This is a genomic window from Mesorhizobium sp. B283B1A (genome assembly GCF_020165735.1).
Lineage (GTDB): Bacteria > Pseudomonadota > Alphaproteobacteria > Rhizobiales > Rhizobiaceae > Mesorhizobium > Mesorhizobium opportunistum.
Genome location: NZ_JAIUIQ010000010.1, coordinates 127,889 through 139,931, shown reverse-complemented (window position 1 = coordinate 139,931; position 12,043 = coordinate 127,889). Strand labels below are relative to the sequence as shown.

The following is a 12,043-nucleotide window of genomic DNA, read 5'->3' as shown; positions in this document are numbered from 1 at the left end:
CGGCAAGGCCAAAGCTGCCAATCTCCCCCCATGCGGGGGAGATGTCCGGCAGGACAGAGGGGGGTGCCTTGGCACCATACCTGTGTTGAGCAACTCATCCAAAATCCTCCTCCGCCCCGGCCGCATCGAAGACGTCGAAACCATACACGCGGCAATCCTGAAACTCGGCACCCATATCGGCGCGCCCGAGGAAATCGTCTCGACGGCGGACGATCTCAGAACCTGGGGCTTCGGCGCAAAGCCCGCCTTCTCGACCCTGATCGCCGAAGTCGGCGGCGAATTCGCCGGCCTCTGTCTGCATTTCCCGATCTTCTCGACCTGGATGGGGCGGCCTGGCGTCTACGTGCAGGATCTCTACGTCGAGGACCGGTTTCGCGGCCGCAAGGTCGGCGAGCGGTTGTTGAGGCGCGTCGCGGCTGAATGCCGGAAAGAAGGTGGGGTCTATCTCAGACTGTCCGTCGACACCGACAATGAAGGCGCCAAGGCCTTCTACGAAAGGCTGGGCATTGCCTGGTCCAGCTACGAACAGACGCAGAAGATCATCGGTGAAGCCTTTTTCGCCTTCGCCGATGCGCCGGAAAATGGGGAGCAGGAATGAAAGCCTTTTATGCGCAGGAGCAGAAGCGCCACGACCCCAAGGCCTTCCTTTCCAGCGGTGCCGCACAGCCCAATCCGGAAAAGCCCGAACGCGTCGAGAGATTGTTAGCCGGCGCAAAATCTGCGGGCTGCACGATCGAACGGCCGCGCGATCACGGGCTCGGCCCTGTTTCGGCGGTGCACACACCCGAATATCTCGACTTTCTCAAGCATATCTTTGACCGCTGGCAACGCATCGATGGCGCATCCGCCGAGGTGATCCCCAACATCCATCCGATCGCACGCAATGGTTCCTACCCGGCCTCGGCGGTCGGCCAGGCCGGCTATCACATGGCCGATACGGCTTGCCCGATTTCCGGCGAGACCTGGCAGAGCGCGCTATGGAGCGCCTGGAGCGCGGTCGAAGCCGCCGAAACGGTGATGGCTGGCGCATCGGCCGCCTATGCGCTGTGCCGCCCGCCCGGCCACCACGCCTTTGCCGATGTCGCCGGCGGCTTCTGCTTCATCAACAACTCGGCCGTTGCGGCTCAGGTTCTGCGCAGAAACGCGGCCCGCGTGGCGATCCTCGATGTCGACCTGCATCACGGCAACGGCACGCAAGGCATCTTCTATGCACGGCCCGATGTGCTCACCGTTTCGCTGCACGCCGACCCGGTGCGTTTCTATCCGTTCTTCTGGGGTCATGCCGACGAGCGTGGCGAAGGGCCGGGCCTCGGCTATAATTTCAACCTGCCGCTGCCACGCAAATCCGCCGACGCGGCGTTTCTCGAAGCGCTCGAGATCGCATTCCAGCGCATCCGTGCCTTTTCGCCCGATGCGCTTGTCGTGGCGCTCGGCCTCGATGCGTTCGAAGGCGATCCGTTCGGCGGTCTCTCTGTGACCACGCCCGGCTTCTCGCGCATTGGCGAAGCCATCGCCAGGCTCGGCCTGCCGAGCGTCATCGTCCAGGAAGGCGGCTATCTCTGCGACGCACTCGGCGACAATCTCACCGCCTTCCTCACCGGTTTCGGCGGCAAGGCGCGGTGACAATTCAAACCGGCTTTAGGATCGCTGCTGCCTGAGCATGGCGACGACCCGATGCACGCTCTCCAGCGTCTCGTCGATCTCGTCGGATGTGTTGTAGTGTGCGATGCCGATGCGCACGACGCCTTGCTCGGCCGGAATGCCCAGTTGGTGGACGATCTCCCAAGCGTAGTTATGGCCGGACCACAGGAAGATGTTTTCGGCGTTCATCTGCCGGACGATGGTTTCGGGAACGATGCCGTCAACAGTGAAGGAGACTGTCGGTACGCGATCTCCGAGCCGCTTCGGGTCGGTGATCCCGTGGATAGTCAGGCCTGAAATGTCGGCCAGGCCATCGATCAGCCTTTGCGCCAACGGGTTTTCATAGGCAATGGAGACTTCGAACGCCTTCGCGATCTTCTGCCTTCTTGAACCGCCCTGGCCCGCTGCCGCGCCCAGTTCGGCAAAATAATCGACCGCCGCTGTGAGGCCAGCCATCAGCTCGATCTGCGGCGTGCCGAGTTCGAACCGCTCCGGCAGCCCATTGGACGAGCAGCGGCATTTGTAGGCCTTCAGGCCATCGATGATATCCAGCCGTCCCCACAATATGCCCATATGCGGGCCGAAGAATTTGTAGGCCGAGCAGATCAGGAAATCGCAGCCGAGTTCCTGCACGTCGATCAGGCCGTGCGGCGCGAACTGGACGGCGTCGACATAGACCAGCGCGCCGGCCTGTTTTGCGATGGCAGTCAGGGACTTAACCCGGTTGATCGAACCGGTGAGGTTGCTGGCATAGTTCAATGCAAGCAGCCGCGTCTTGTCGGATAGCAGATCATTCAGCGTCGCCTCCTCGACCTGCCAACTCCTTTCGCCGAACGGCAGCCAGCGCACCACAAGGCCAAGATTTTCGGCCAGCTGCAGCCAGGGCGAGACATTGCCCTCATGGTCCATCCGGGTGAGGATGATCTCGTCGCCGGGCTTCATGGTGCGGCCGAGCGTGCGCGACATGTGATAGGTCAGCGTCGTCATGTTGGCGCCGATGATGATTTCCTCGCGGCTCTCCGCGCCAAGGAAATCGGCCATTGCCTGATGCGCGTCATCGACGACTTGTTGAGCGGCGGTCGTCGTTTCGAAATAGCCGCCGAGATTGGCGTTGGTGGTGAGCAGGCAGCGCGACACCGCGTCGGCGACAGCCTGCGGCACCTGCGTGCCCGCGGGGTTGTCGAGATAGATGCGGCGACGCCCTTTGTCGGTCAGGGACAGAGCCGGGAATCTTGCTCGCACCGCCTCGATCGGAAAGTCCGCCATTGTCTCCACCCTTTTGTTATTCCTGATTAATTCCGCACCTTGAACCAATCAAGGACAAGGATTGCCGACCCGCTGATGGATCGCATCCACCGCCTTTTGCATCTCTTCGGTCCAGACGACATCCACCGAGGACAGCGCCATTTCCAGCTGCGAAATGGTCGTGGCGCCGACGATGTTCGAGGTGACGAACGGCCGACTCGATACATAGGCATTGGCAAACAGCGCCGGCTCCAGCCCAAACGAACGCGCCAACTCGTTGTATTCGAGTTGCACCTCCGCGGCATTTGGCGTCTCGTAGCGCTGGCCACGATTGAACAGCTGCGAGCGCGATCCTTGCGGGCGGGCGCCATGGTCGTATTTACCGGTGAGGTAGCCCTGTGCCAGCGGCGAATAGGCGAGCAACGAAACCCCTTCGCGTTCGCAGACCTCGGCGAGGTTCACCTCGAAGGTGCGGTTGACCAGATTGTAGGCGTTCTGGATCGAAGCGACGCGCGGACCAACGCCCTTGTCGGCCTCGGCAAGGAACCGCATCACGCCCCAGGAACTCTCGTTCGACAGGCCGAAATGGCGAATTTTTCCCGCCTTTACCAGTTCCTCGAAGACGGCAAGCGTCTCTTCTATCGGCGTTTCGCCCGCCGGCGCACCGATCGCATCGGGACGACGCGCTACGGCGCCGACGCGTGTCGGGTTGGCGCCCCACGGAATGTCCCTTTCCGGCCAATGAATTTGATAAAGGTCCAGATAATCGGTGCCGAGCTTGGCCAGCGATTTGTCGATGGCGTCAAGGATATCGGCGCGCACCAGTTGCGACGGCCTGTCGCCGCGAAACCAGCTGTTGGCGGTGCGGCCGACGACCTTGGAGGCAAGGATCACCTTGTCGCGGTTTCCGTTGGCCTTCATCCAACTGCCGATGATCTTTTCCGTCCGCCCCTGCGTCTCGGCCTTCGGCGGGATCGGATAGAGTTCAGCGGTGTCGATGAAATTGACGCCACGCGAGAAGGCGAGGTCCATCTGGGCATGCCCCTCGGCTTCCGTGTTCTGCTGACCCCAGGTCATCGAACCCAGGCAAATCTGGGTAACAAGGAGATCGGTCCGACCGAGACGGCGTTTGTGCATGGAATTTCTGCTCCGAGGGAAAGCGTGCGCGGCAGCGCGGGAATGAGGTCAGCATCTATAGGGAAAGCGGCGGCGCTCTCCAAGCCTCGGCAGGCCGACTTTTGCGTGAGTTGGGGTTGTCTAGCGGCGAGCGCCGGCCACCGCGCGGCGCTTGGCTTCGTCGATCAGCATGTTGGCCACCTGCATGCGGATCATGGCGCGCTGGCGCAGATGCGGGGCGACACGGTCCGGATGGTTGGCGAAGGCGAAGCTGCGGCGAATACGGCCGAAATCGGCGATGCTCTTTGGCTGATCCAGTCCCAGTTCGACCGCGATCGATTCAAGATCGATCGGCGGCAATTTCTCCTCGGGCTTTGGTTCTTCGCCGGCCAGAGCGAGCTTGGCGTGTTCGAGCAAGGCAGCGAATTCGCTCGCCAGGTCGGTACCCGCCTCACGATATTCGGCCGCGGATACCTTGATACGGCCGGAATGCAGTTCATCGGCAACAGACAGATAATCGAACGGAATGGATGGACGCGCACTGGCCCCGTCGCCCTCCATGGCGTCTCCTCCGATGCCGTCGCCTCCGATGCCGTCACCCCCGATGCCGTCACCCCCGATCCCGTCACCCTTGTCAGACGCAACGAAGAGGTCGTCGAGCAGCGAAGCGAAATCGCGCTTGGCGCTGGTAGCGATGTCAGCCTCCCACTTGCCCGACTGTCTGGGTTACAGACCATAGAACCGGCTCGTTAAAAATACATGCCACCGATCTTAAGGAATTTAGCCGTTGCGAGGATTGCCGCCCGAGCAAAGCTGCTCAAACAAAAGCCGGACTGCACTTTCATGCAGCCCGGAAATTCGCCAGGAGTTGGCGAGGAAAAACTGGCCATGTGCCAGCGTTCAAGCCTACGGGTCCTGCGGCCCAAAAGTTTCACCGGGCTCAAAAAAATTTATGCAAATCATTCAGACATGGCAGGCATGCAAATGCTGCACTGCACAATTGTCACGATTCATCTATATTGCCGGATGTGGAGGACCAACCAGGAGCCTGAGTCATGGGTTTCTTCACTGAAATGTTCGCCCGGCCGCGCCCGCAGGAACATCTGAGATATCGCGCGGCTCTCGCGCTGCTTCATTCGATGAGCAATGCCGACCGTGCCGACATCGGCGTCAAGCCCGCCGATTTTCCGCGCATCGCCCGCGAAATGTCCATTCGCTAAATGCATATTGCGAGATGTCCCGGATCGGCCCGGGACATCTCAACGTCCAATTCCTCAGCGCGATCCGAGGAATGTCGACTTGCCCAGCGGCACGCCATTGTGGCGAAGAATGTCGTAAGCGGTGGTGAGGTGGAAGTAGAAGTTGGGCATGGCAACATGCAGCAGATACTGCATGCCGCCTAATGTGGTTTCGCGCCCGCCGAGCTTCAACTCGATCATCTTGTCGTCCGAACCATCAATATCGGCAGCCGAGAACGTTGCCAGAAGCGCGAGCGTCTTGGCGATCCGCGCCTCGAGATCGGCAAAACTTGCCTCATTGTCTTCATATTTCGGCACTTCGCGGCCGGCCAGCCGCGACGGCGCGCCCTTGGCATGATCGGTGGCGATCTGCACCTGCCGGGTCAGCGCGAACATGTCGGGCGCGAGGCGCGCCGTCAAAAACACCTGCGGGTCGATCTTGCGGTCAAGCGCATTCTGTTCGGCTGATGCCAGCACATTGGAAAGTGCTTTCAGCCGGGCTGAAAACACGGGCACGGATGCCTCATACATCGATATCGTCACGTCAAATCTCCCGTCCGGCCGAACGCCGGCGGTCGGCAGGTAGCGCCTTCGCGCTCGATTCTTCAAGCGCCGGCGACGCAGCGTCACCAGGCCGCCGCAATCACCATGGTAGAATCTTCGTTATCGAGCGGACATTCCCGATGAGACGCGCCCTTCTCGCAGCGACTGCCCTTCTCTCCCTTGCCACGACTGGCCAAACGGCCCTCGCCGCCGATGATGCCGCCGAAGCGCCCTATGTCGATGATCGTTCGAGCGCCGAGGCGGTCATCCATTCGCTCTACAGCGCCATCAACCGGCACGAATTCGCCCGCGCATGGAGTTATTTCGGCGATGCAAAGCCGGCAAAGGATTTTGTCAGCTTCGTCAAGGGCTATGACGGCACCGCCAAGGTCGAGGTCGAGACCGGCGCGATCTCGGACGAAGGTGCCGCGGGCAGCATTTTCTACAACGTCCCAGTCGCCATCCGCGCCACCGACAAGACCGGCGGCGAAACGGTTTTCGCCGGCTGCTACACACTGCGCCAGGTCAATGCCCAGATCCAGGCCGCGCCGCCTTTCGACCCGATCCACATCGAAAAGGGCGCGCTGAAGCCCTCCACCGCCAATTTCGAGGAGGCGGTGCCGCCTAGCTGCGGCGACGGGCCGCCGCCGCCGAAGAAGGATACCGCGCTCGAGCAGGCCAAGAAGGCTTTTCTGGCGACCTATGGCGACCAGTGCGACAAGGATCTCATGGCCAATGAGCCGGAGGTCTTTTCGATCAAGTACAAGGACAAGGATGCCCAGCCTGGAGATCCCGACAAGGAGACGCGGCTGTTCCATTTTTCCTGCTCGGCGGCCGCCTATAATGAAAGCTCGGTCTACTACATGACCGACGAACTGTCGGCCGTGCAGCAATTGCAGTTCGCCGAACCCAAGATGGACATCCGCTACGAGAACAATGACAGCGATGGCAAACTGCTGGGCATGAGCATCGTCGGCTTCCAGACGAGCGGCTGGGCGGTCAATTCCGACTATGACCCGGATGCCCATACGATCACCACGTTCAACAAGTGGCGCGGTGTCGGCGATGCGTCGGACGCCGGCACCTATCTGTTCCGCAACGGGAATTTCTCGCTGGTCCAGTACGACGTCGACGCATCCTATGACGGCGAGGAGAACCCGCAGACGGTCGTCGACTACAACACCGCGCCGTAGAGCGCCGCTCCGCTTTAAGCCCGCGTCGATCAGTGCGCCTTCGACAGCATCCAGTTGAGCGTTTCGCGCCAGTCGACCATGCGGATCGGCGTGCCATGCGTGCCGGTCTCGAAGCGGACGAACCGGGTCGGATAGGCTTTCGACTTGGCGATGATGGAACGGAAGAAGGTCTCCTGGCTTGCCACGGGAAAGACCACGTCATGGCTGCCCTGGCCGAAGAAGACCGGCACGCGGCGCTTGAATGCAGGGCTGGCAAAAAAGCTGTCGTCCCACAGCGAGCCGAGCAGCAGCAGGCCGTCGATGCGCCGGCCGGTATCGTTGCGTCCGGCGAGCTTCCAGCACAGCGCACCGCCCATCGAGCCGCAAGCGACGAAGATCTTCGCGCCCGGCGACTGTTCGGCATAGTGATCGATCAGCGCCGCCACCTGTGCCGCGCCCTTGTCGCCGAAATCGGGAAAATCGGGACTGAGATAGAGGCCGCCATTGGCGGCCATCAGGTTCTTGAGGCGGTTGAAATTGCCGCCGAAGGTGAAGTCGTCGACGCCTTGCTTGCGGCTGCCGCCCTGCCCGTGCAGGTAAAGCACGAGAATGCCGGCACCCTCCGTCTTGCCGACGGCGACATGCCTGACGTCGCCGGCATCGGTCCTCAGGAGCAGATCCTGCTGCACCTTGCGCACGCCGGTGTCGGTATACTGCGCATGCACACGCTTTTCCGGCACCTCGTCGCGCTGGTTGATGTCGCGCATTTCGCGATAGTCGATGACCGTGTAGGCACCGTTGGTGTCGGAGGAAAGCGCAGCCGGATAGGCGAAGAGATCATCCTTGAAGGGTTTTAGTTCGAAAGCGCTGACGTGGCTGGCGGAAAGCAGGAAAAATAACGAAATCAGAAAAGTTTGGAGCGCGACTGCCCCCCTCTGGCCTGCCGGCCATCTCCCCCTCAAGGGGGGAGATTGGCAGCTTCCGCGTCGACACTCTTTCTGCAGCGGCGGTGATTGGCGAAAGCCGTAGTGACATCCGATCTCCCCCCTTGAGGGGGAGATGGCCGGCAGGCCAGAGGGGGGTGCGACGGTACGAATAGCCATCCCCAAGCCATGCTTAATTCAGTTCGGGTTTGTCAATCCTGCAGCACCCCGCCGGCGCCTTCCAGCGCCTCGCGGGTATCGACATCGACGGATGCGCCCTCGCCGATCTCGACGTCGACGACGTCGAGCCCTTCGGCTTCGACCAGATGGCGTGCGCCGGTATCGCCTTCGAGATGGGCGATGGCGGGGAATAGCGAGCGCGGCAGAAGCACCGGGTTGCCGCGCTTCCCAAGATGCGAGGCGCGGACCACGGAATTGCCTCCGGCCCGACGGAATGCGTCGATCAGCCGGTCGAGATCGTCGGACGCGATACCCGGCATGTCTCCGAGAACGATCATCACGCCGGCGGTGTCTTGCGGCAGATAGGCAATCCCGGCTTTCAACGACGTGGACAGGCCATCGGCAAAATCTGGATTGTCGGCGAAGGTGACATCCAGGCCCGATAATGCCGCGCGCACCCGTTCGCGCTGATGGCCGGTGACGACGATCGTGCCCGCGGCCTTCGAGGCGAGAGCGCGCTCGGTGGTGCGGCGCACCAGCGGCTTGCCGTCGAACAGCGCCAGCAGCTTGTTCGGCCCGCCCATGCGGCTCGACCGGCCTGCCGCCAGGAGCACGGTCGCGACCTTGAGTTGGTTCTTGGCCGGCACCGGTTCGCGCGGCTGCGGCCGCGTCGGGATTTCCATCAGCAGCCCGCCGACGCCCATGCCGGCGATGTCGCGCGCGGTGACATCGAGGCCGGCAACCAACCGATCGAGCACCCAGTCGAAGCCGTTTTCCTTGGGGCTGCGGGCGCAGCCGGGCGCGCCGATGACGCGCTTGCCACCGAGCATGCCGAGCACCAGCAGATTGCCGGGATCGACCGGCATGCCCGCGCGGATCACGGTACCGCCGGCCCTTTCGATCGCCGCCGGCACGACATCGGCGAAATCGCTCATCGCGGAGGCGCCGAAGATCACCACCATATCGTTGTCGCGCGCCAGTGCGGCCGCTGCTTCCGCCACGGGCACGATCTCATGCGGCGTGCGGCGCTCCGCTGTCAGCGCACCGCCCGAGCGCGCCAGCCGCGCTTCGGTGACGCGCAACGTCTTGTCGAGCACACCAGGCTTGGTCCCCGGCAAGACCGTCTGGATGACGCCGACGCGCACCGGCTGGTAGATGTTGACGGCAAAGATCTCGCCGCCGGCACAGAGTTTGGTCACCGTGTCGACCAGCATGGAGGCGACGGCGAAGGGGATGATCTTGACCGTCGCGACCATCTGCCCTTTCTCGACCGGCGCGTGCTGGGCCAGGGTGGCGATGGTGATGGCGGGATCGACGGCGTTGATGGCATCGATCATCGAGGCATTGACCGTGAAGATGCCGGCCGCCTTGGCATGGAGATTGACGCGGCCGGTGGCGGCGGGCCTTGCCTCGATGCCGCTGAATGTCATGCACTCGGCAATTCTTTGCGCCGCGGCGTCCTCGCCCAGATCGTCCGGGGCCAGCACGGCCGCGACGACCTGCGAAATCCCGGCGCCCTTGAGCATGGAGACGTCTTCGGCGGTCAGCCTGTGCGCCTTGCGAAACCGCCGTTCGCCGGCGGTGGTGGCATGCGCCAGCACCGCGCCTTCGGCCGCGTCGATCGGAATTGGACCGAATTTCACGCTGCCGCACCTTTTACATCGAGGCCGCGCGAGCGGAAGGCAAGGATGGTCTGCGCCAGAATGGCGACGGCGATCTCGGCGGGGCTCGCGGCACCGATATCGAGGCCGATCGGCGCATGGATGCGGGCGATCTGGTCGGCGCTCGCGCCCAGCGCCAGCAGGCGTTCGACGCGCTTGGCATGGGTCTTGCGGCTGCCAAGCGCCCCGACATAGAAGCATTTGGCGTCGAGTGCGGCCTTCAGCGCGAAATCGTCGATCTTGGGGTCATGGGTGACGGCGGCGAGCGCCGTATAGCTGTCGAGCGGCTGGCTCGTCAGCACATCCTCGGGCCATTCCGCATGCAAGGCGACATCGGGAAAGCGGTCAGGCGTGGCAAAAGCGGTGCGCGGATCGATAATCTCCAGGGGATAGCCGGCAATCCGTGCCATCGGGGCGAGCGCCTGGCTGATGTGGACGGCGCCAATGACCAGCAGGCGCGGCTGCGGGAGATGCGCGTTGAGAAAGAAGGTCCGCCCTTCCGCCTCGACGGAACCGGAATTGCCCGATCGAAACGCCTTGGCGATCGCCGTTCCGAGATCGCCGGCGACGTGGTCGCCCTCTCGCACGATACGATCGCGGCCGTCACCAAGATCGGTGACGAGGATCGCCGCACGGCGGGCGCGGCGCTCGGCATTCAAGGTTTTTAGGGTATATGGATCCATCTGAGATCAGCCTAACCGCTCGACATATACCTTGATGCGGCCGCCACAGGACAGGCCGACCTGCCAGGCGGCCTCGTCGGCAACGCCGAATTCCAGCATCCTGGCCTTGCCGGAGCCGATGACGTCGATCGCCTCGGTCACCACGGCGCCCTCGACGCAGCCACCCGAAACCGAACCGTGGAAATTACCTTCGGCATCGATGACAAGGTGGCTGCCGACCGGGCGCGGCGCCGAACCCCAGGTCTCGACCACCGTCGCGATAGCGACATCCTTGCCGTCCTTCATCCAACCTTCGGCGATGATCAGCGGATCGCGGGCTTCATCGAGATAGAGACTGTCGCTCATGGTTGCTTCTCTCAGGGTCTGTTTTTCCAGGGAACAGGGAAAACATATGGTTATGCGGCATGCCTCTCGCCAACATCCATCCATCGCCGCGGATCGACCGACAGCGCCGATTTCTTGTCCAGCGAGGCGCAGAGGTCGGCGAGCGCCTCAAGATTGTGCACCGAACGGAATTCGTCGACATGCGGCAGCATCGCCTTGACGCCGCGGGCGCGCGCCTGAAAACCGTCAAAGCGCAGCAACGGGTTCAGCCAGATCAGCCGCCGGCAGGATTTGTGCAGGCGCTCCATCTCCTCCGAAAGCCCGGTGACATCGTCGCGCTCCAGCCCGTCGGTGATCAGAAGCACCACCGCGCCCTGCCCCAGCACGCGCCGCGACCAAATCAGGTTGAACTCGGCCAGCGTGTCGCCGATGCGCGTGCCGCCCGACCAGTCCTTGACCGCCGCCGAACAATCGGCAAGTGCCGCATCGGGATCGCGGTGGCGCATCTGCCGGGTCAGATTGGTCAGCCGCGTGCCGAAAACGAAAGTGTGCACGCGCCGGCGCTTTTCGGTCAACGCATGCAGGAAATGCAGGAAGATGCGGGTGTACTGGCTCATCGAGCCGGATATGTCGGCCAGCACCACCAGCGGCGGATGGACTTCGCGGGCCGAGCGGAATTTCGGCAGGATCAGTTCGCCGCCGGTGCGCGCGGCCGAACGCATCATGGCGCGGGGGTCGATACGGCGGCCATACGCATCGGCCTTGAAGCGCCTGATACGCACCATGTCGACGGGCAGACGCAGCCCGGCGATCGCCTTCCTGGCGTCGGCGATCTCGGCGGCGTTCATCTGGGCGAAATCCTTGCCCCGCAAGACCTCGTTGCCGGAAAAAGTGAAGCGGGCATCGACCTCGATCTCGGGGATTTCCCGCGGCGGCTGGTTCTTCTGGTGGCCTTCGAACATCGCCTGGCTGACGCGGTTCTCGGCCGCGCGCGGCTTCTGCTTCTGCCTGGCGTCGGGTGCCACCGGCGAAAACATCGCCAGCATCTTCTCGATCAACTCGCGCGATTTCCAGAACAGCCGGAAAGCTTCGTCGAAGATGGCGTGATCCTCGTGCCGCGAGACCAGCACGGCGTGCAGCGTCCAATAGAAATCATCGCGCGAACCGATGCCGGCGACCAGCACCGCCTCTATGGCGTCCTTGACCGAGGCTGGCCCGACACGCATGCCGGCCTTGCGCAAGGTGCGGGCGAAATAGACGATGTTGTCGGCGATCCGGCCATCCGCTGTCGCCTCTTTCGGTTCGGGTCGCGGCATC

Annotated in this window: 13 protein-coding genes; 4 read left to right on the top strand and 9 right to left on the bottom strand. The window is 62.9% G+C overall.

The genetic code is table 11. The annotated features are described in order from the left end of the window. The first annotated feature begins 85 nt into the window (after positions 1 to 85). Both LB577_RS11135 and LB577_RS11130 read left to right on the top strand, forming a co-directional pair. Positions 86 to 598 carry a GNAT family N-acetyltransferase gene (locus LB577_RS11135; RefSeq protein ID WP_224686740.1) on the top strand — a complete coding sequence of 171 codons (513 nt, stop codon included), beginning with the start codon at positions 86 to 88 and terminating at the stop codon, positions 596 to 598. Beyond that, entirely contained in the window at positions 595 to 1,623 is a 1,029-nt protein-coding gene (locus LB577_RS11130; protein WP_224686739.1) for a histone deacetylase family protein, read from the top strand. Before LB577_RS11135 ends, LB577_RS11130 begins: the two co-directional genes overlap by 4 nt. A gap of 15 nt (positions 1,624 to 1,638) precedes the next feature. On the opposite strand, the gene LB577_RS11125 is transcribed toward LB577_RS11130, so the two are convergent. From LB577_RS11125 to LB577_RS11115, 3 genes are all read right to left on the bottom strand, one after another. After that, positions 1,639 to 2,907 carry a cysteine desulfurase-like protein gene (locus LB577_RS11125; RefSeq protein ID WP_224686738.1) on the bottom strand — a complete coding sequence of 423 codons (1,269 nt, stop codon included), beginning with the start codon at positions 2,905 to 2,907 and terminating at the stop codon, positions 1,639 to 1,641. Between the two features lie 48 nt (positions 2,908 to 2,955). Then, a complete protein-coding gene (locus LB577_RS11120; protein ID WP_224686737.1) occupies positions 2,956 to 4,023 on the bottom strand; it encodes an aldo/keto reductase in 1,068 nt (355 codons plus the stop codon). 120 nt (positions 4,024 to 4,143) lie between these two features. Beyond that, complete coding sequence (locus LB577_RS11115; RefSeq protein ID WP_023764199.1) at positions 4,144 to 4,563, bottom strand: hypothetical protein; 420 nt, start codon at positions 4,561 to 4,563, stop codon at positions 4,144 to 4,146. A 494-nt stretch (positions 4,564 to 5,057) separates the two neighbouring features. Here LB577_RS11115 and LB577_RS11110 point away from each other — a divergent pair, with 494 nt between their 5' ends. Then, positions 5,058 to 5,222 carry a hypothetical protein gene (locus tag LB577_RS11110; RefSeq protein WP_013895844.1) on the top strand — a complete coding sequence of 55 codons (165 nt, stop codon included), beginning with the start codon at positions 5,058 to 5,060 and terminating at the stop codon, positions 5,220 to 5,222. A gap of 54 nt (positions 5,223 to 5,276) precedes the next feature. Here LB577_RS11110 and LB577_RS11105 read toward each other — a convergent pair whose 3' ends face one another. After that, positions 5,277 to 5,783, bottom strand: a complete 507-nt coding sequence (locus tag LB577_RS11105) for a DUF1993 family protein (RefSeq protein ID WP_023764198.1) — start codon at positions 5,781 to 5,783, stop codon at positions 5,277 to 5,279. A gap of 140 nt (positions 5,784 to 5,923) precedes the next feature. Here LB577_RS11105 and LB577_RS11100 point away from each other — a divergent pair, with 140 nt between their 5' ends. Beyond that, positions 5,924 to 6,976 carry a DUF1176 domain-containing protein gene (locus LB577_RS11100; protein WP_224686736.1) on the top strand — a complete coding sequence of 351 codons (1,053 nt, stop codon included), beginning with the start codon at positions 5,924 to 5,926 and terminating at the stop codon, positions 6,974 to 6,976. A 29-nt stretch (positions 6,977 to 7,005) separates the two neighbouring features. Here the strand turns inward: LB577_RS11100 and LB577_RS11095 are convergent, their stop codons facing one another. The 5 genes from LB577_RS11095 to LB577_RS11075 form a co-directional block, all read right to left on the bottom strand. Continuing rightward, entirely contained in the window at positions 7,006 to 7,917 is a 912-nt protein-coding gene (locus LB577_RS11095; protein WP_224686735.1) for an alpha/beta hydrolase family protein, read from the bottom strand. A 173-nt stretch (positions 7,918 to 8,090) separates the two neighbouring features. Beyond that, positions 8,091 to 9,701 carry an NTP transferase domain-containing protein gene (locus tag LB577_RS11090; protein WP_224686734.1) on the bottom strand — a complete coding sequence of 537 codons (1,611 nt, stop codon included), beginning with the start codon at positions 9,699 to 9,701 and terminating at the stop codon, positions 8,091 to 8,093. Further along, positions 9,698 to 10,402, bottom strand: a complete 705-nt coding sequence (locus tag LB577_RS11085) for an XdhC family protein (protein WP_224686733.1) — start codon at positions 10,400 to 10,402, stop codon at positions 9,698 to 9,700. The genes LB577_RS11090 and LB577_RS11085 overlap by 4 nt, the downstream gene beginning before the upstream one ends. Before the next feature lie 6 nt (positions 10,403 to 10,408). Continuing rightward, positions 10,409 to 10,747 carry an XdhC family protein gene (locus LB577_RS11080; RefSeq protein WP_023764193.1) on the bottom strand — a complete coding sequence of 113 codons (339 nt, stop codon included), beginning with the start codon at positions 10,745 to 10,747 and terminating at the stop codon, positions 10,409 to 10,411. 50 nt (positions 10,748 to 10,797) lie between these two features. Then, positions 10,798 to 12,042 carry a vWA domain-containing protein gene (locus tag LB577_RS11075; protein WP_224686732.1) on the bottom strand — a complete coding sequence of 415 codons (1,245 nt, stop codon included), beginning with the start codon at positions 12,040 to 12,042 and terminating at the stop codon, positions 10,798 to 10,800. Position 12,043: the final 1 nt, after the last annotated feature.

Excerpts from the sequence above, each read along its gene's own strand:
- LB577_RS11080 (WP_023764193.1), bottom strand. The coding sequence starts at position 10,747 with ATGAGCGACAGTCTCTATCTCGATGAAGCCCGCGATCCGCTGATCATC.
- LB577_RS11115 (WP_023764199.1), bottom strand. The coding sequence starts at position 4,563 with ATGGAGGGCGACGGGGCCAGTGCGCGTCCATCCATTCCGTTCGATTAT.
- LB577_RS11100 (WP_224686736.1), top strand. The coding sequence starts at position 5,924 with ATGAGACGCGCCCTTCTCGCAGCGACTGCCCTTCTCTCCCTTGCCACG.
- LB577_RS11110 (WP_013895844.1), top strand. The coding sequence starts at position 5,058 with ATGGGTTTCTTCACTGAAATGTTCGCCCGGCCGCGCCCGCAGGAACAT.
- LB577_RS11085 (WP_224686733.1), bottom strand. The coding sequence starts at position 10,402 with ATGGATCCATATACCCTAAAAACCTTGAATGCCGAGCGCCGCGCCCGC.
- LB577_RS11075 (WP_224686732.1), bottom strand. The coding sequence starts at position 12,042 with ATGCCGCGACCCGAACCGAAAGAGGCGACAGCGGATGGCCGGATCGCC.
- LB577_RS11130 (WP_224686739.1), top strand. The coding sequence starts at position 595 with ATGAAAGCCTTTTATGCGCAGGAGCAGAAGCGCCACGACCCCAAGGCC.
- LB577_RS11120 (WP_224686737.1), bottom strand. The coding sequence starts at position 4,023 with ATGCACAAACGCCGTCTCGGTCGGACCGATCTCCTTGTTACCCAGATT.
- LB577_RS11125 (WP_224686738.1), bottom strand. The coding sequence starts at position 2,907 with ATGGCGGACTTTCCGATCGAGGCGGTGCGAGCAAGATTCCCGGCTCTG.